This is a genomic window from Paenibacillus sp. FSL F4-0087 (assembly GCF_038020215.1).
GTDB classification, from domain to species: domain Bacteria; phylum Bacillota; class Bacilli; order Paenibacillales; family Paenibacillaceae; genus Paenibacillus; species Paenibacillus taichungensis.
This window is the reverse complement of the sequence record NZ_JBBODJ010000001.1, coordinates 2,822,421-2,841,462: the sequence shown is the minus strand read 5'-3', so window position 1 is coordinate 2,841,462 and position 19,042 is coordinate 2,822,421. Positions and strand designations below refer to the sequence as shown.

General features: G+C 49.4%; 16 protein-coding genes. 1 reads left to right on the top strand and 15 read right to left on the bottom strand.

Annotated features, from left to right (window positions below):
• Positions 1-185: 185 nt before the first annotated feature.
• The 4 genes from rlmH to MHB84_RS13300 all read right to left on the bottom strand — a co-directional run bounded on the left by rlmH (position 186) and on the right by MHB84_RS13300 (position 3,556).
• Positions 186-665: a 23S rRNA (pseudouridine(1915)-N(3))-methyltransferase RlmH gene (gene rlmH, locus MHB84_RS13315; protein ID WP_076287200.1), complete on the bottom strand. Its 480-nt coding sequence runs from the start codon at positions 663-665 to the stop codon at positions 186-188.
• Between the two features lie 300 nt (positions 666-965).
• Positions 966-1,133 carry a CxxH/CxxC protein gene (locus MHB84_RS13310; RefSeq protein WP_063870633.1) on the bottom strand — a complete coding sequence of 56 codons (168 nt, stop codon included), beginning with the start codon at positions 1,131-1,133 and terminating at the stop codon, positions 966-968.
• Between the two features lie 325 nt (positions 1,134-1,458).
• Positions 1,459-1,980, bottom strand: a complete 522-nt coding sequence (locus MHB84_RS13305; protein ID WP_240342994.1) for a hypothetical protein — start codon at positions 1,978-1,980, stop codon at positions 1,459-1,461.
• A gap of 298 nt (positions 1,981-2,278) precedes the next feature.
• The gene (locus MHB84_RS13300; RefSeq protein ID WP_063567361.1) at positions 2,279-3,556 is read right to left on the bottom strand and encodes a S1C family serine protease; all 1,278 of its coding nucleotides are present in this window, start codon (positions 3,554-3,556) and stop codon (positions 2,279-2,281) included.
• Positions 3,557-4,287: 731 nt separating this feature from the next.
• Between MHB84_RS13300 and MHB84_RS13295 the strand changes: the two genes are divergently transcribed.
• Positions 4,288-4,500, top strand: a complete 213-nt coding sequence (locus tag MHB84_RS13295; RefSeq protein WP_053781978.1) for a hypothetical protein — start codon at positions 4,288-4,290, stop codon at positions 4,498-4,500.
• On the opposite strand, the gene MHB84_RS13290 is transcribed toward MHB84_RS13295, so the two are convergent.
• From MHB84_RS13290 to MHB84_RS13240, 11 genes are all read right to left on the bottom strand, one after another.
• Positions 4,469-5,275, bottom strand: a complete 807-nt coding sequence (locus tag MHB84_RS13290) for an MBL fold metallo-hydrolase (RefSeq protein WP_062327768.1) — start codon at positions 5,273-5,275, stop codon at positions 4,469-4,471. The two genes, MHB84_RS13295 and MHB84_RS13290, sit on opposite strands and share 32 nt — an antisense overlap.
• Positions 5,276-5,281: 6 nt before the next feature.
• Positions 5,282-6,025 (bottom strand): two-component system regulatory protein YycI, encoded by a 744-nt coding sequence (yycI, locus tag MHB84_RS13285; RefSeq protein WP_076287199.1) that lies wholly within the window; start codon positions 6,023-6,025, stop codon positions 5,282-5,284.
• Between the two features lie 232 nt (positions 6,026-6,257).
• Positions 6,258-7,538, bottom strand: a complete 1,281-nt coding sequence (locus MHB84_RS13280) for a YycH family regulatory protein (protein ID WP_076287198.1) — start codon at positions 7,536-7,538, stop codon at positions 6,258-6,260.
• Positions 7,522-9,372 carry a cell wall metabolism sensor histidine kinase WalK gene (gene walK, locus MHB84_RS13275; RefSeq protein ID WP_076287197.1) on the bottom strand — a complete coding sequence of 617 codons (1,851 nt, stop codon included), beginning with the start codon at positions 9,370-9,372 and terminating at the stop codon, positions 7,522-7,524. The genes MHB84_RS13280 and walK overlap by 17 nt, the downstream gene beginning before the upstream one ends.
• On the bottom strand, positions 9,372-10,094 hold the full coding sequence (yycF, locus tag MHB84_RS13270; RefSeq protein ID WP_062327757.1) for a response regulator YycF: 723 nt from the start codon (positions 10,092-10,094) through the stop codon (positions 9,372-9,374). Before yycF ends, walK begins: the two co-directional genes overlap by 1 nt.
• A 262-nt stretch (positions 10,095-10,356) precedes the next feature.
• Positions 10,357-11,889 (bottom strand): peptidoglycan DD-metalloendopeptidase family protein, encoded by a 1,533-nt coding sequence (locus MHB84_RS13265; RefSeq protein WP_076287196.1) that lies wholly within the window; start codon positions 11,887-11,889, stop codon positions 10,357-10,359.
• Positions 11,890-12,500: 611 nt separating this feature from the next.
• Entirely contained in the window at positions 12,501-13,286 is a 786-nt protein-coding gene (locus tag MHB84_RS13260; protein ID WP_076287195.1) for a hypothetical protein, read from the bottom strand.
• Between the two features lie 226 nt (positions 13,287-13,512).
• Positions 13,513-14,799, bottom strand: coding sequence for an adenylosuccinate synthase (locus MHB84_RS13255; RefSeq protein WP_076287194.1), 1,287 nt, complete (start codon positions 14,797-14,799; stop codon positions 13,513-13,515).
• 444 nt (positions 14,800-15,243) lie between these two features.
• Positions 15,244-16,605 carry a replicative DNA helicase gene (gene dnaB / locus MHB84_RS13250; protein WP_062327745.1) on the bottom strand — a complete coding sequence of 454 codons (1,362 nt, stop codon included), beginning with the start codon at positions 16,603-16,605 and terminating at the stop codon, positions 15,244-15,246.
• 1 nt (position 16,606) lies between these two features.
• Entirely contained in the window at positions 16,607-17,050 is a 444-nt protein-coding gene (gene rplI, locus MHB84_RS13245) for a 50S ribosomal protein L9 (RefSeq protein WP_024629550.1), read from the bottom strand.
• Positions 17,047-19,035 (bottom strand): DHH family phosphoesterase, encoded by a 1,989-nt coding sequence (locus MHB84_RS13240; protein WP_076287193.1) that lies wholly within the window; start codon positions 19,033-19,035, stop codon positions 17,047-17,049. The genes rplI and MHB84_RS13240 overlap by 4 nt, the downstream gene beginning before the upstream one ends.
• Positions 19,036-19,042: the final 7 nt, after the last annotated feature.

The window sequence follows — 19,042 nt, the reverse complement described above, 5'->3', positions numbered from 1 at the left end:
TTGCTTGAGAAAGTAGTAATTGACCAAAATCAAAAATGGCGTTTAAGGAATAAGCTCCTAGACCGCTATTTTCTTCAGTATTAACATGATTTTTTGTTAAAATGAGCTATCATTTACGTTTACTGATATGCATTTGAGATAGCACCATACAATTATTCAAGTTTACTCTTTCGTTTGCATTCGTTCTATTTGTGATATGGTTCACCTCGATTAATCTTCACTGCGCGATAAATCTGCTCCACCAGCACCAGCCGCATCAACTGGTGCGGCAGAGTCATGCGCCCGAAGCTCAAACGCTGCTTCGCGCGGCGCAGCACCTCATCGGAGAGCCCATGGCTCCCTCCGATGACAAACACGACGTGGCTCGTCCCATACGTGCCGAGCTTGTCGATCTCTGTTGCCAGCTCCTCGGAACTCCAGAGCTGGCCATCCAATGCGAGCGCAACCACATGCGCCTCGCTCTTCACATGCGCGAGGATGCGTTCACCCTCGCGCTCCTTCACCGCCCGCACCTCAGCTTCGCTCAGGGTGTCGGGCGCTTTTTCGTCTGCGACCTCGATCATCTGAAACTTGATGTACGGGGCGAGCCGCTTGGCATATTCCTGAATGCCCAGCGTCAAATATTTTTCCTTCAGTTTGCCTACGCCAATAATCTGAATCAACATGAAGATTCATTCCTCCTAATCGTCCTGCGAGATAATCTATAAGTAAGATGCTATCTACAACGCATCGTTTGTTCCAATAATTAAAGCTAACGAACTCCACACACCTTATCCAGCCTCATTACGGCTCCTTTAAAATCTAAAGAATCCGAGACACGCTATTACAGGCAAAACACGCCAAAAACACAAAAAGAGCGCTCCGACACGCTCTCTTTGCTCCTTACCTGTGATGTTCATACCGGATGGCAGGCGAGCGAGTGCATCCATGACAGACGCACCAACTGCGGATGCCTACACAGTACGCTAGACGACCAGATACTCGGCCTTTTGTTCGCACTCGGCGCACTTCGCAGGCGGGTCCCAATCGGCAAATTCCGTCTCCTTCAGATCAACGATATCCGGAGCGTCCTCATACTCATCAACAAACATGTCAATGGCGATGTCCACGTGTTCTTTGCATACAACGTACATCCGTTCAAGCATCCTTTCTGTATCCAGCTATGCTCCCGATTCACAACCGCTTATCCATACAGGATAGCCACTTCTCTGTTCTATCACACCTGCCGCGGAAAAGAAACCCCTAGCCCCCATTTATCGTGTCCAACTTCCGTCAATCCTCTCATTTCAGCACAAAAAAAACCAAAAAAGCGTCACTTCTCGACACCCCGTTGGCATCCCAAAGTAACACTTCTCCAAATTCCGAATCTATCCCACTCATTCGTTACTATTCAGATTACCACACATATGAAATCCATCGTCCGATTGTATTCAAATCCATACTCAATGGATATCGGTCTTACTCCAGCCCCGACTGCGCCTTCGTCAGCAGCTTGCCGCCCTGGAATGCGATTACTGCATTGGCTCCCGAACCCCCGGTGCCCTTATAGTTGTAGACCACCATATTTTCCGCTTCGCTCAATGCCTCGCCTTCGCCGCCAAGGATATCGATAACTTCCTCCACCGCCATGCCGACCTCAAGCTTTTCATACTGGGCAAACGTAATCAGCACCCCATCGCCCTTTCCAGCCGATCCGTTGTTTCCCGAGCCAACAGGTGCTTTACCGCCAGGCTCATTCACCGCAATCACGGTGGTGCTCAGCTCCTCCAGCTTTTTCTCCAGATCCGCGATCTTTTTGTTCTGCTCACTATTCTTCTCACTCTGGTCCGCAAGCTTCTTCTCCAAACCTGTAATCTTCTCCTGTAAACCACTAACATCAGCAGTCCCTGACGGGGACACCTCAGAAGTACATGCGGACAAAACAAACAGCGCAGATACCAGGCCTGTTCCCCCCAACATGGTTTTCGTCAAACGTTTCATTGAATTAACCCCTTCCAATCCAGATTGAGAATACAGATCGACAAACAGATGTTACTCGCACAGCCGCCCATCACCAACACATTCCCAACAGTTTACCATAAATGAAACCCTCTATAACAGAGACTTTGGCTCTGGTCCTAACCTATCATTGGGAAACGACAAAATCCCCCCTGTAACCTTATGAATTTGGTTTATATGTAAATCAAGATTAGTGCAATAAAAAAGAGCGGATCAACGAGTTGATCGACTCTCTTTTATTACCCTGTTTCTGTGTGCCATGCACATGAGAGCAATTCTCTTACTCCGGTTTATCCGTGAGCTTCACCGACACCTTCTCAGCGTTGCCATCCCGGTAAAAGGTGATTTCAATCGTATCGCCGATCTTCTTCTTATCGTACAGATATTTCCGCAAATCAAGCGTAGAGGTAATTTTTTGCCCATCAAATTCCGTAATGACATCATTCAGCTTCATGCCCGCTTCGGATGCTGGACCGGACGCTTCCAGTACAACCACACCGCTGTCCACGTGGGATGGCAGCTTCAAGTCTTTACGCTGCTCGTCATCCAGTGGGGCGTACGGATTGCTCAGATCGACAGTATACACACCCAGATATGGACGAGATACTTTGCCATTCAGCAGCAGGGAATCGACTGTTTTCATCACTTCATTCATCGGAATCGCAAAGCCGAGGCCTTCAACGCCTGTATCCGAGATCTTCATCGTGTTGATGCCGACCAATTTGCCGTTAAGATCGGCCAACGCCCCGCCACTGTTGCCTTCGTTAATCGCCGCATCCGTCTGAATCACGTTTTGTTCCCAGTCGTACACACCATCCTGATTAATGGATACCGGCAAGATCCGATCTGTGTAACTCACAATACCGGATGTCAGTGTGCCACCAAGGCCGAGCGGATTACCGATCGCCAGCACCGTTTGACCGCGCTGAAGTTTGCTGGAATCACCAAGTTCTGCGGCCGGACCGATGCCCTTATCATCTTGCACAGACAATACCGCAATGTCACTCACCCGGTCTTTGCCCACCAGCTTCGCCTTATGCGTTTCCCCATCCACCGTTACAATCTCCAGATCACTCGCGCCTTCCACGACGTGATGGTTGGTCATGATGTAGGCTTTGCCATCTTCCTTCTTGAAAATGACGCCTGATCCCAGCGCGGAATCCTCCATCGACAGGCTGCTGCCCGTCTTATGGTTCACGATGCTCACCACGGAAGGGCGAACCTTCGCCGCTGCCTGGATAATCCGGTCATACGGATCAGCCGCCTGCGCTGTCTGTGTACCGCCTCCGCCGTTCCCTGCAGCGTTCGCCAGAGGTAATGATGCAGGCTGCATGATAAAGCTGAACAGCGTAACGGTCACGATGGAGCTGATTACCGAACTGATCACGGCTACCTTGACCGTGGAGCTAAAGCCCGAGCGTGACTTGCGTGGATTCTGCCAGCGGTCCCGTCCTCTGCCCCTGCCTCCAGGGCGAATGATCTGAAGTTTACCTTTCTGTTCAGGTTCGGCGCGTCTTGATACTTTGGTTGAATAAAAATCGTCTCCAAACAATCCCATCGTGATCCTCTCCCCTTCGTTGTCACGCATCAAGACCCTGACTGCCGCCCGATCGTTTTGGCATGGCCAACGATGGTGTTCTCACATAGCCCACTCCGCCGGCAGACGAACCTTCCGATCGCTGTTACTCACAAATTTTATTGATTACCCTATAATAAGGTAAAAATTTGTTCATAAAGGCGAGCACTCCGTTTCTTCAGGTTCCTTCTGCCGTCTCCGTTACGTGAAGACCCCAACGGTTTTCCATGCTTTCTTGCATGTTTTAATAATCGTTTTGCATATCGCTGCCATTCCCATTAACTCGGAATGAAGCGTCTATGTACAACAGAACGAATATCCCATTCTGCCTGTGACTCTATCAGAAATGCTCTCGCATTCTACGACATGCCTTTTTGCGCGCAAAACAGCCTCTACTATAAAAGCTCCTTATATACTAAACACGCCAAATCTTAAAAAGTTGCATAATTACGAAGATTAACGGAAATTTCCGCTATAACGCGCTTAACAATAAAGGTCCATAGTATCTATCACCACAAAATCCAGTTCGCTAAGCGCAATTTTGCCTATTCCCGTGAACTTTTTCATCTTCTTAAGCAAAATGCGGCCCCTGGTTCAGCATACACGTCCCTTACGTGTAATTATAGCGGCAAAAAGAGGAATGTTTTCCATCAAGCCTGACTACAATAATAGTAAAAGACAATTCGAAGCTTCATAGAAGGAGGATTCACATTATGGATCGCACGCGTACACTCACAGCCATGGATGAAGTTCATATGGCGGCCAAGCTGGCCGATCTCAAGGAAGAACATTACCGCAATACCCTTGCCCTAAGCACGATTATTGAACTGCTCGTCGACAAAGGCATTCTGACCCGCGAGGAAGTGGAGCGCAAAGCTACCGAACTCGACAGCTTTATGGCTCACCCACCCTATCCCATGGCGTAGGCCGATCATAATACGTATCACAGAGCTTGAACTCATGATCCCGATAAAAGCAACCACGGCTCTCCATCGCATCACGTACGGTCATTTTCGCCAAGTCCATCATATTATGATCCCGGCTCAAATGTGCCAGATACGTGCGCTTGATGCGTCCGTTCATTAGTTCACTAAGCGCAGCTCCCGCCGCTTCGTTCGACAAATGCCCAATGTCGCTCAGAATGCGGCGCTTGGTGTTCCATGGATACCGCCCCATGCGCAGCAATTCGACATCATGATTCGCCTCCAGCACAAGTACATCCGAATCCGAGATCGCATCGCGAACCTTGTCGCTCATATATCCGAGATCCGTCGCGACGGACAACTTCTCACTTCCATCATCGAATGTGTACCCTACCGGTTCCGCCGCATCATGGGAGATGCCGAAGGATTCCACGCGCAGGGAGCCAAAATCATGCTTTTCTCCCGTCTCAAACACCCTCCGGTTTTCCTCTGGAATCGCCCCAACGGACTTCTCCAGGGCCGCCCACGTATTGGTATTTGCATAGATTGGTAAATTATATTTCCGAGACATCGCGCCTAGTCCTTTAATGTGATCGGAATGTTCATGTGTAACCAGAATCCCGTCCAGCTCTGTTCCCGAAATCTCCCGTTCCAGAAACAATGCCTCCAGCCGCTTCGCACTAAGACCTGCATCAATCATGAGGGACGTGCCCCCATGCTGTATAACCGTGGCATTCCCTGTCGAACCGCTGGATAACACGGTAAAATAAATCCCCATAACGCATTACTCCCCTGGTTTGTCTGTCTTGGGACTGAATACATCCCCACTGATGCCCTGCACGTACAACACTTCGCCACTTTCCAGCACGAACCGCCATGCCGGCATCGCCACCTGCATATCTGAATTGAACAACTGGCCGTAATAGCCCAACTGAATATCTTTCACAATCGCATCATTTGGCAAAAAGTTCTCGATCAGCGTACCCAGCGCCTTCGACGCCGGAAGCACCTGCTGATCGCTTTCCTCCGCTGTCGTAATCCGCACCGGAGTCTGACGGTAACCCGTAATTTTCTGATCGCTGTAGAATAGCTCCAGACTAACATTGAAGAGCGGCCATTTGCCATCCACCAACGGATGCAGCACAAATGCCCCATCCTCCGCCATCAGCTGATCCCATCGATACGTACCGATCTGGGGAATCTCGTCCTGTAGTGCATCCTCCAGCTCGCTTTGCGAGAAGATCAGCTTGCTGTCCTCGGTATTTTCCAATTCAACATCAATGCCTGTCTTGTTATCTTCAATGAACTCATACGACAGTTTCGGCAGCTTCGGCGTCTCATTTGGAATAGGAGCCAGCACCTGAATGCCCTTCTCCTCCATCGCCTGTTGTGTATTTTCCGCCAGCGAGGTGAAGTCCAGATTGGCTCCGGCCGTCTCCCGCGCATCCATCCAGATCTGGTATCCCAGCACCAGATTGAGCAGCAGGAAGGCATAGATCAACACATTTTTCGCCCGTCCCCAATCCAAAACATCCACCTCCATCATTTGATAAATACGACTACTATCACACTTACCACTCCGTGGTCAGAACAACCTTCCGATCGCTGTTATCCCCAGATTTCTTGATTCCCTTTTCCCAAGGGAGAAATCCGGAGATAAAGGCGAGCGCTTCGCTTCTTCAGGTTATTTCTGCCCCCTCCGTTAACGTGTGATTCTAAACCTCGCCCGGATATCAAATGTCTTCATATCCTATAACCCATCAAGAAACGGTGGTTTCCTCCCCGTTTCCGAAGCGGATTACCCACACCGGGATGAGCTTCAGCCCATCCTCGATGCTGGATGGACGGTACGCCGGATACACGTCTACGACCTTACGGTTGGTACCCGCCACCTTCTGGATGAGCGCCTTCAGCTTGTCCCCACCGGGCAGGGTGACCGATTTCTTCGTCTCCGCACCTTCGTTCAGATATTCGAGCGAACGCTCATAGCTGGATACCGTCTCCTGCTGCATCTCCATGCTGATTGTGCCGAACCTGAACTGCATTGAGTCCATAATCGGGAAGCTGCTGTAATATTGCTGGAACTGAAGTTTCGTCTTCGTATCGGTTGTATCCAGCATCATGCGCGAACGACCTTTCCAGCCACCATGCTGATTCACAAAATCAACTGCGGACAGCGCATCCTTCGCTGCGTCAATCTGTCCCGCAGGCGGTGCCGCCGGATCGGTGTAGCTAATCCAGCGCTGTTCTTGCTTCACTTGCAGACTGCGCTTACTGTCTGTATAGATCTCCGATCCATCCTTTTCCCGAATGTTTCGGGTCATGCTTGGATCAAAGAATAGGCTGCGCTGCATTTGTTCGACAGTGAACTGGCCTGTAGGCACGTCAGCCTCAATCGTCTCCAGTGCTTCTGCCGGGATATAATATCCGCCGTCCATCAGCGTATAAGGTGTCCAGCTGCTGCCGAAGTCGACATGCTGCTGCACGTCCTGTACTGTCAGATCCGCCTGCGTCGCCTCATATACCACATCGCCTTTGGCGCTGAAGAACAGTGCGTGAGCCTTTGTTTCATTTTTGGCGGTATAGATCGAGATCCGATTAATCGTTTCCCCTTGGAAGAGGGAATCTGTACCTAGCCGCATCACGCGCTGTAACAACGCTACAGGGATGCCTTCTTTGAATGACAGCTCAAAGCCAGGATTCTCCTTACGAATCTGATCCCAGTTGACCGATTGCACGCTCCGACGCTGGAAATCATCAAACGTACGTCCTTGCAATCGTGAATAAATCAACTGATAGAACGTATTGCCCGGATAAAACACCGTATGTTTGTCCTCTCCCAGATGAATAACCATCTGATCCGGGAAAATTAAATCTTCAATATTGCGCTCCTGGCCCATATTCTCGGTTTTCACATAGTTCGTCTCTGACGTCACAATCGAATCGCCACCACCGGGCAAACGATAGATTAAGAAGTAACTTTGTACCAAACTGGCAACGACGAGGGAAGCAAGCACCAAAGATTTAATCCGCTCTTTCAAGGTGCTCACCTCCTTCCTCACGCATAGGCAGTGTGAACGTTACCGTCGTCCCCACGTCCACCTCGGACTCCAGTGAGATATTACCGTCATGGGCCTTCACAATTTCCCGGGCAATGGATAACCCAAGCCCTGTGCCGCCCATACTGCGGGAACGAGCCTTATCTACCCGATAAAACCGCTCAAAAATGCGGTCCAGATCTCGCTGTGGAATCCCCATCCCCGTATCGGTCACTGATATGGCGAGAGTATGATCATCATTGCGTCTGGCTGCAATTGTAATCGTGCCGCCTTCGAGCGTATATTTCAGCGCGTTGGACACGACATTATCAAGCACCTGATCAATTTGGTCGCGATCCAGCGGAACTGCTGGAATTCCGTTCTCCACAGAAAGCACAGGTTGAATATCCTTCTGATGCATCTGGAACGAAAAACGATCTGACACTTCTTCCAACATCTCCATGATGTCAGTTGGCTGTTTGCGCAGCATCGCTTCCTTGGAATCGAGTCTGGACAGATGCAGCAAATCCGTAACCAAGCGAATCATACGCTCGGTCTCATTCTGGATTACCCCAACGAATCGTCCAGCGAGCTGCGGATCTTCCAGAGCTCCATCATCCAGCGCTTCTGCGTAGCTCTTAATGGTAGTCAGCGGTGTACGCAGCTCATGAGAGACATTCGCCACGAATTCACGTCGTGATGCTTCCAGTTCTTCCTGCTCCGTAACATCTTGAAGCACAGCGATCGTGCCGGTAATGCCTAGCTCACGACGATGAACCGGTGTAAACGTCATGCGGATGACAACGGGATCTTCTTGTCCCGCAGGCGCAATCTGGAGCAGCGTCGAGCCTGTAAAACCACTGGCTAACGCTTCTGCATCTTCCGGATCAATGCCGAGCAATACGGCAAAGTGTCGTCCCTCAATGTCCGCCGGACGCATGCCCAGAATGCTGCTGGCACGGCGGTTCACCAGAATGACTTTGCCATATTCGTCCGTTGCGACCACGCCATCGCTCATATTGGTCAGAATGGACGTGAGCTTCTCTTTCTCCTCTTCGTTCTGGGAGAGTGCATCTCGCAATCTGCTGGTCATATAGTTGAACGCCCGACTGAGCTGCCCAATCTCATCCGTTCCGAATACAGGGGTCTGCTGATCAAAGTTGCCTTCCGCGACTGCCGTCGCCCTTCGGGTGACTTCCTTGATCGGCTGCGTAATCGTATGTGACAGAATGACACCGAGCACTGCAGTTAATACCAAAGCAATCAAAATGCCGGAGATAAAAATCTTGTTAATGCCCTCCATTGTGGCATATAACTCATTCATCGAGGCGGCGATGTAGACCGCGCCGATAATCTTGCCGCCGGACAGCACCGGCTTGGCAACGACCTTTTTGCGAACATTATCCTCGTCCACGATATATTCCTCATTGTCCCGAATGCCTTGCAGCGCACGGCTGACAACGGTTTGGGTGTTTTTGCGCCCAACATAGTCTGAGTGGGAACTGAGCGAGGTGGTCAGCACTTTCCCGCTGGCATCCAGCACCTGAATCTCGGCGCCGTTAATGTTGAACAGGTTGTTAACCAACACACGCAGATTTTCCGTTTTGTCCTCACCAGCCTCAGCTTCCCCACCAGCCATCGTCTCCCCTACTAGCACAGAGAGCATCTCAGCCCGCGCCTGCAAATCCTCAGTGAAGTTGCTGGTCAACGAGTTCTTCATCGCACTCACAAAATAAACGCCGATCAATTGCATCGCAATCAGAATCAGCAGTACATAGATAATAATCAGTTTCGCCTGAATCGTTCGAAAGAACGAAAATCGCGAGAAACGCCCCATTATATCCCCACGCTTTTGGGACTGCGCACGAGATAACCCAGCCCGCGGCGAGTCAGAATCGTTTCCGGTTTGCTCGGGTTCTCCTCAATCTTCTCACGCAGACGACGAATCGTAACATCAACGGTACGCACATCCCCGAAATATTCATATCCCCATACCGCCTGCAGCAGATGTTCACGTGTCATGACCTTACCGGAATGCTTCGCCATATAATAGAGAAGTTCGTACTCACGGTGGGTCAGATCCAGCGGTTCGCCACCTTTGTAAGCTGTATACATGTCCATATCAAACGCCAGATCAAATAAACGCATGACCTGTTTCTCTTCGTCTTCCGGCGCTTCAGCCGTAATGGCAGGCTTCTGCCGTCTGCGCATCTGTGCTTTCACCCGGGCGAGCAGCTCGCGCGTACTGAAAGGTTTCGTCACGTAATCATCCGCGCCCAGTTCCAGACCGAGCACCTTGTCGATCTCGCCATCCTTTGCGGTCAGCATAATGATCGGCATCTCCAGATGGGCACGCACCTCGCGGCACACATCCATACCATCCTTACCTGGCAGCATCAGGTCCAGCAGCATCAGATCCGGCTTCTCGGATAACGCCAATTCAACCGCACGAATGCCATCAAAAGCGCAGATGACCTCGTACCCCTCTTTTTCCAAATTAAACTTCAGAATGTCCGCAATGGGCTGTTCATCGTCCACCACCAAAATCTTCCCCTGCATCGGCTGTCTTCACCCCTATATCCTGCTTGATCCGCCTGAGCGGTCTATCTCTCTTATTCAACTTATATAAATTGTGTTTCTACGATTTCATTGAGTATAGTCTATATCATATGGCTTGTTGCCTATAGTCTATAGTTTAACATACCTGAAGCACCGTCACATCCCGATCAGGGCCAATGTGCAGCCCAAACTGAAAAATTTTTACAGCAGCAAAAAACAAGGCCAGCATCTTGTGCCAACCTTGCCCTGGATTGCGATATAACTAGTTCAAGTATGTCAACGGATTTTCCACCGTCCCGTTCTTGATAATCTCGAAATGCAGATGAGTTCCGGTCGAACGGCCCGTATTGCCCATCACGCCGATGCTCTCACCTTTTTCGACGACTTGTCCAACCTTAACACCAATGCTGTTCAAGTGCCCATAAAGTGTTTCGTATCCATTACGATGGTTAATAATAATAACATTGCCATAACCACTCTTCTGTCCTGCAAAAGTAATCACGCCCTCATCAGACGCTTTCACGTCCCGGTTACCGACAAGATCGACACCTTTGTGCTGGCGACCCCAGCGTTGTCCAAAGCTGCTGCTCATCGTAGCGTTGGATACCGGCCAAGCAAATTCACCTGTACCTTCACCGACCACTTTGGTTCCACTAAGGACCACTTCAGTAACTGCTGCCTTGATGACTTCCTGACCAAGCCATTCCTCCTGAACGACTTCACCATTTTCCTTCGTTATCCGATATTGCATGCTTTTCAGACCACTTTGACCTGGACGCACCACTTTGGTTGTACCTGCTTTGAGCTCAGCACTTTTGCGTACTTCCACTTGTGGCTTGATCTCAATCTGTTCTACCACCTGCTCTACCGATTTAACAGTAACGGCTGGTTTTGGCACCGTCAGTGTAAGCTCGTCCCCAATTTGCAGCGACGTTTCTTTAATGCCCGGGTTATGTTTGCGAATCTCGCTTTGCGTAATTTCGTATTTGGCAGCAATGGAAGAAATCGTATCTCCTTCACGCACGACATAAGTTACAGGCGCGTCTTTACCAACGGTTAAAGCTTCAACCGCCTCGGACACATCCCATATTTTGTTTGGGTCAGCCTTCACTACATCTGTCGCTACATCTTCCTTGATGCCCACCGACTTCAGCGTAGTACTCGGCCCGTCGGCTTTCTTCGTTGAGTTTGCCGATACCGACTTCGTCTTGAGCGAACTGCGCACAGCCGATGCCGATATGTACTTGTTCTGCACTTGTTCCAGAATCGCATCTGCTGTAGCCTGGTCCTTCACAATGCCGATTACTTCACCGTCTACCTTGAGCTCTACACCCTTGGCATAGGCGGTAAGCATATCGCCGAGCTTGTCCAGCGTCTCATCGCTGTTCACTACGGGCTTGTATGCTTTAATGGTTTCGGTCGTGATGCCGTCTGTGTTCAGCACCATTTCTGCTTCTGGATATTTATTTTGGAATTCCTCGGTTTTGTCTGCAAATAATTTCTGTAATTGCGTCTCATCCGTGATGGTGCCAATCTCATTTCCTTTAACCATCACTTTATAATATGGGACGGTGTTTGCAGCAACGTATTGTTTGCCTGCGAATCCGATCGATGCAGCGATGAATAAACCGCATGCTGCTGTTATGATCCATTTGCGCGAGGCCAGAACGCGCTTTTTGTTACTACTGAAGTTGGACATGCTCATGTTGTTTTTGTCTTCGGCCGTCCGGTGTTCCCCGGATTGTTCGTGTTCCCGGTTCTTGCCCGGTTGGCGTATGCCTCTGAAACCTTTCATGATTCTCTCCTTTTCAGCACTTCTCAGTTCGCATTTCTGTCAAGACATCACCCAATGTGTCTGTCCCATGCTTGTCGATATTTGTATTCGGGTGTCCGAAAATCAGGACTTTAGCTGCGCTCGTAAAAGTGTCAAAATTTTAACCTTTTATCACACCCGTATACTTTAACACAGGTTTTACACTCATTTCAACTGTACACGTCATAGCGAAAAGCCGCGCCACGCTTGGTTTTCCTGTATTATCCATAAGATGGCAAAACAGAACCCTTCCCCATAACGCCTCTACTTCAGGTATACTATGTACTTTTGATCATTTTTTAAGACTAGGTTCTAAGACCCACTGAAATGTGTTTTCTTTTTCATAAAAATACAAACTGAAATCCCTCGCCAGATCAACTCTGGTGAGGGATTTCGTTGAACTCTTGCTATAGAGTGCCTCATATGGGCTAGATTATATGCTAACCAAATTCTGCTTTTATTTCATTTTCCAAATGGCTTGAATAAATAAATTGATTCTACATTTAACTTTCAGAATTCGATCTCTCGATCCCCTTTTTGAATATTCATCAAAGGGTAGCAGACCTACGGATCTCACCCTATATGAACTTGGTCTATTCCGCCTGAAGGACTTCCATCAGATTATCATATTCTTCGCTCGTCAGATACTTGGAGATCACCTGCTCAATATCACGCAACTCCTGTTCCGTTAAGCCGCCTTCCATGGCGCCTGAAATTTGCTGCATCTCTTTCTGAGGCAGCTTGTTCATCAGCAGGCTGAAAATCTTTTCTTTTTCCTCCAACGGCAGCTTGTCTTTCTTGCCTGTGATGTCATCCGGAGATACTACAATCTCATCATTCCCTGAAGAAGCCGTACCAGTGGAGTTCGTACCTGTTCCGTTGCCGGATGCTGTATTGTTGCCAGTTGTTGTCCCAGAATCGGTACCGGCATTTGTACCAGCATCTGCGTCTGTTCCCGCGGCTGAGCTGCCCCCTGGATTTGATCCCGTAGCGGAGGAGTCCGTTCCTGAGCCTGCTCCTTGACCCTCGTCTGATCCCGTACCCTGTCCTGAGCTGTTGCCTGTATTCGCGCCTGTTTCTCCGCTTTCTGTTCCATTGCCCATGACAGATATCGCATCTTCTGGAACGTGTTCCTCCTCCGCACCTGCTGGCTGATCTGTCGTGCCCGTTCCCGGCTTCTTCTCTTCACCGGACTTACCACCTAATGCCCCCTGAAACATGGCCGTTAACCCCATAGGCTGCCCTTCCCACTGAATATTGAAACTCGCCAGCAGCGATTTTACATATGACTGAACGATTAATCCGGTTGTCAGCAGGGTCAATGAACTGACCAGCATCACGGTAAGCAATATTTTAATGAACCATTGAAGCAACTTCATTCCCGTTCTCTCCCTCCGTTTTCCGACCCCATATCACATTCAATGTTTCAGGATCTATGAGTCTACTGTTAACCAGTATTGACGGAAATCCGGGGATTATATCAGGAAGGCGTGCGAAAAACCCCAGCCATCGCTATTTAAGCGATAACTGGGGCTCTATGATGCCTATATAGGCATATCATTTAGATGAACGTTCAACTTCGTATAGCCGAGTTAACCTAGCTGCTTATTCGTAGATAGGAAGAACCTGATTCGTTTGCTCACGGTTACGACCTACAGAGAAGATAGCGATTGGAATGCCTGTCAGTTCGGACACACGCTTCACATAGTTCTGTGTGTTCACAGGCAGGTCTTCCAGCTTCTTCGCTGCTGTGATATCTTCGCTCCAGCCTGGAAGCTCTTCGTATACCGCTTCACATTCTGCCAGCATTTTCAGGCTTGCCGGATAGTGAGTGATAACCTCGCCGCGGAATTTGTATCCTGTGCAGATTTTCACCGTTTCCAGACCTGTCATTACATCCAGGGAGTTCAGGGACAGACCCGTAATTCCGCTGACACGACGAGCGTGGCGAACAACAACACTGTCGAACCAACCGACACGACGCGGACGTCCAGTTACAGTACCGTACTCATGTCCAGTCTCACGAATTTGGTCACCAACTGCATCATGCAGCTCTGTCGGGAAAGGACCATCTCCTACACGTGTTGTATAGGCTTTAGCCACACCGATAACCTGTTGAATACGAGCTGGGCCTACGCCAGAACCGATACATACGCCGCCTGCAGACGGATTGGATGAAGTAACGAATGGATAAGTACCTTGGTCAAGATCCAACATAACGCCTTGTGCACCTTCGAACAATACTTTTTTGTCCTCATCGATGTATTCGTTGAGCACCACTGATGTATCACGCACATAAGGACGCAGAATTTCTGCATATCCCAGGTAATCTTTCAGAATTTCTTCTACATCTACAGGCTCGCCACCATAGACTTGCTCGATTACACGGTTTTTTTCTTTTACCAAATGACGCAGTTTCAGTTCGAACTCTTCCGCATCCAGCAGATCAACCATACGAATACCGATACGGGCTGATTTGTCCATGTAACATGGGCCAATTCCCTTGCCTGTTGTACCGATTTTGTTCGGGCCTTTGCTCTCTTCTTCCAATGCATCCAATACCATGTGATATGGCAGGATGATGTGTGCGCGTTCGCTGATGGACAGGTTTTTGGTCGTAAAGTCATTGTCATGAATATAGTTAATTTCTTCGATGAGTGCCTTCGGGTTGATAACCATACCGTTACCAATTACACATGCTTTATCTGTGTAGAAGATACCCGATGGGATCATCGTCAATTTATATTTTTTGTTATCGATCAGAATCGTGTGTCCTGCATTGTTACCGCCTTGGTAACGAGCAACCACATCTGCGGATTCCGCCAAATAATCCGTAATCTTGCCTTTACCTTCGTCTCCCCATTGCGTTCCCACTACAACTACCGTTGACATAGTACATACCTCCGTGGGTGCCTTGCGCACCTTTGTATTGGTCTGTCCGTCCTCTATCTCGGCAGGAATTTAAAGTGAAATTACCAGCGGAGAAGCGTGCTAACGGACAGTGAAAATCCCCCTCGGTTTACATCCAAGGGAAGGTTTTCGCTGCTTTAACGCAGCAGTACTAGTGTACCAGTCCCTTTTTTCAAAGTCAAATCAAATGGCGAACAATTAGATATAGTCAAACTCTAATGTTCGGAATTGACTCTATATTGCGACGCAAAAAACCGGCGAAGCCAGTCAAATCTTGCTTGACGGCTAACCCCGGTTATACGCTACGCGTTTAAATCCAACGCTATATGTCGTATTCACAACGTATTTATGAGTTCATATGATCTAATGATTGATGTCGGGGACAGACGATTTCACTTCCCTACCGAAGCAGTCTGTGCCTGTCCCCTACATGGCAAAGGCATCATTATGTGCCCGCTCGTAGTTAACGAATTTATTAAAGTTTTTCAGGAAGACCAGTTCCACCGTGCCTACCGGACCATTACGCTGTTTGGCGATAATAATCTCGATAATGTTTTTCTTCTCGGTCTCCTGGTTATAGTAGTCATCCCGGTACAGGAACGCAACGATGTCGGCATCTTGCTCGATCGAACCCGATTCCCGCAAGTCACTCATCATCGGACGTTTATCCTGACGCTGCTCTACACCCCGGCTCAGCTGAGACAAGGCAATAACCGGAACTTCCAATTCCCGACCAATCTGTTTCAGTGTACGCGAAATCTCGGATACCTCTTGTTGACGGTTCTCGCCGGCTTTACCACGTCCACTAATCAGTTGAAGGTAGTCGATCAGAATCATGCCAAGGCCTTTCTCTTTCTTGAGACGACGGCATTTCGCACGAATGTCAGCTACAGTAATCCCTGGCGTATCGTCAATGTAGATGTTTGCTTCATTCAAGGCTGCAATGCCCATCGTCAGCTTCTGCCAATCTTCATCACCTTTGAAGTCACCCATACGCATGACACCCGCATCCAGATTGGCCTCGGCACAGATCATACGCTGTACGAGCTGTGCCGCTGACATCTCCAAACTGAATATCGCAACCGTCTCCTGCGCTCGAATGGCTACATTCTGAGCGATATTCAGAGCAAAGGCGGTCTTACCTACAGATGGACGTGCAGCTACAATAATCAAGTCACTACGCTGGAATCCGGCGGTCATCTTATCCAGATCGATGAAACCTGACGGAATACCCGTCGTCGTTCCCCGGTTCTGATGCAGCGTCTCCACGCGGTCGAATACTTCCATCAGTACATCCTGAATGGCTATAAAACCGCTACTGGAACGTCGGTTGGAAATCTCCAGAATGCGCCGCTCTGCTTCTCCAAGCATAGCCGCGACATCCTCACCACCCGTGTATCCTTCACTCACAATTTGCGTAGCTGTACGAATCAGGCGACGCAGCATGGATTTCTCTTCGATAATCTGAGCGTAATAATCCACGTTCGCGGCAGTCGGAACACCATGAGCCAGCTTGGCCAGATAACTGACGCCGCCGATGTCCTCGAGCTCGCCTTTATCCTTCAGCAGCGAAGTCAGTGTCACGAGGTCAATCGGTTGGTTTCCCTCGCCAAGCTGGATCATCGCTTCAAAAATTAATTGATGGGGTTTATCATAGAAATCCTCGGTTTGCACCCGTTCCATCGCTGTAATCAGGGCTTCGCCCTGCAACAGGATTGCACCCAGCACGGCCTGTTCGGCTTCCAGGTTCTGTGGGGGAATCCGGTCGAATAACATTTCGCCGCCCATCTTACTCTTCCGTTACCTGTACCTTCAAGGTAGCCTTCACTTCAGGGTGAACCTTGACGGTGACTTGTGTTACGCCGAGTGTGCGAATAGGCTCGTCCAGCTCAATTTTGCGTTTGTCGACTTTCAGACCTTTCGCTGCCAGAGCTTCTGCGATTTGTTTGCTCGTGATTGCCCCGAACAGACGGCCGCCTTCGCCAGATTTTGCTTTCAGCTCAGTTACTTCAGCTTCCAGCTTTTTAGCCAGAGCTTCCGCTTCTGCTTTCTCTTCCTGCTTACGTCTGTCTTCCGCTGCCTTCTGGTTGTCCAATGTTTTCATGTTACCATCTGTTGCTGGACGTGCGATTCCCCGTGGAAGAAGGAAGTTCTGTGCGTATCCCTCGGACACTTCCTTCACTTGTCCTTTTTTGCCTTGACCCTTCATATCTTTTATAAAAATGACTTTCATTCGAACAAACCCTCTTCCTTTTCGATTTCAGCCAGTACGTTCGTCAGCCGTTTTTCCGCCTCTCCAAGCGTTCCTTCAAGCTGCACGGCAGCATTCGTCAAATGTCCGCCACCGCCCAGTCGTTCCATGACCACCTGAACATTCATGCGCCCCAGCGATCTCGCGCTGATGCCAATCAGTCCATCCGGACGTTCACTAATGACAAATGAAGCGACCACGTCAGTCATATTGAGCAATGTGTCCGCCACTTGGGCGATCATCATCTGTGGAATCTTGTTGCCAGGGTCTGTGACCGCCAGCGCAATGTTCCCGTATACCATTTTAGCATGCTTTATGATTTCTGCCTTAGCAATATATTCTGACAAATCTTCTTTCATCAGCCGCTGGATCATAATGGTGTCTGCACCACTACGACGCAGGAAGCCTGCCGCTTCAAACGTTCTCGATCCTGTATGGAGTGCAAAATGCTTTGTATCCACCGTAATCCCGGCCAATAACGCCGTCGCTTCCAGCGGAGTGAATTGCACCTTGTCATGAATATATTGGAGAAGCTCAGTCACCAGTTCTGCTGCCGATGATGCATAGGGCTCCAGATAGATCAGCACTGCATCGTTAATGAATTCTTCACCCCGACGGTGGTGATCCACAACCACGACACGCGTAGCGGATTGAACCAGCTTTGGCTCCATTGTCATGGATGCCTTGTGCGTATCGACAACAACGAGCAGCGTATGCTCCGTCATCATCTGGGTTGCCTGTTCCGGCGACACAAAGGCTTTGGACAGCTTTTCATCCTTATTCACCTGTTCCATCATGCGTTCAATGGAAGGGTTGGGCCCATCCAGTACAATTCGTGCTTCCACATTGTACAGACTCGCCGCTTTCCATACCCCAATAGACGCGCCAATCGCATCCATATCAGGCATTTTGTGACCCATGATAATCACGCGGTCGCTCTCCTGCATCAAATCACGCAATGCATGCGCGATAACCCGGGCTCTTACCCGTGTACGTTTCTCCACCGCGTTGGACTTCCCACCGTAAAAGGACAACCGCTGTCCAGATTTTACGGCAGCCTGATCGCCGCCACGGCCAAGTGCCATATCCAGACTGGACTGAGCCAGTTCCCCCATCTCACTGATGGTATCCGAACCAAATGCCAGTCCAACACTTAGTGTCATCGGCACCTTAAGATCAGCCGTCATCTCCCGGACTTCATCCAGAATGACAAACCGGCTCTGCTCCAGTTCCTGCAAAGACTTATAGTTCAGCATCATGAGATAACGATCAGAGGAGAGGCGGCGCAGGTACACCTCATACCGCTTCGCCCAGGACGTGATCTCACTTGTTACGCGGGCAATCAGTGCAGTTCGCTGCTGGTCATCCATACCCTGGGCTGCTTCATCCAAGTTATCGAGGACCAGAATGCCCAGTGCAAGGCGTTCATTCTCATATTTATCACGAAGAATGGCTAGCTCCGTAATTTCGTAAACATATACATACCGCTCCTGCGGGTTATGGATAACTCCATAAAATCGATCATCCAGTTGGAATTCGTCATGAAGTTCCTTGGACGGCTCCTTGGTCCCATCCTTTTTTTCCTTCGGTTGAGGAAGCTTAGGAAATAAATTTTGCAGCGGATTGCCTACCATCGTCTTCTCTTGGAACATGTCCGCGACGAAGCGATTATGCCACTCTACGGTACGATCTTCGCTGTACAGCACAATACCGAATGGGAGCATGCTGACCGCTTCTCCCTCCATTCGCTTAATCCGAATGGACAGGCCATTAATGTAGTCGTTAAGCTCACGACGGAACGCGAGCTCCGCCTTAATCATGACGATTCCCAGCGCCGAAGCCAGTATCAGACTAATCAAACCAAGCGTCCAGTTGTAGATGGTCACGAACATAACAAGCAGAAGCAGCAGTATGAACGCCCATACGGTATAGTAGCCGTGCCAGCGTTTCTTCAGAAATTTAGGCATGACTCAT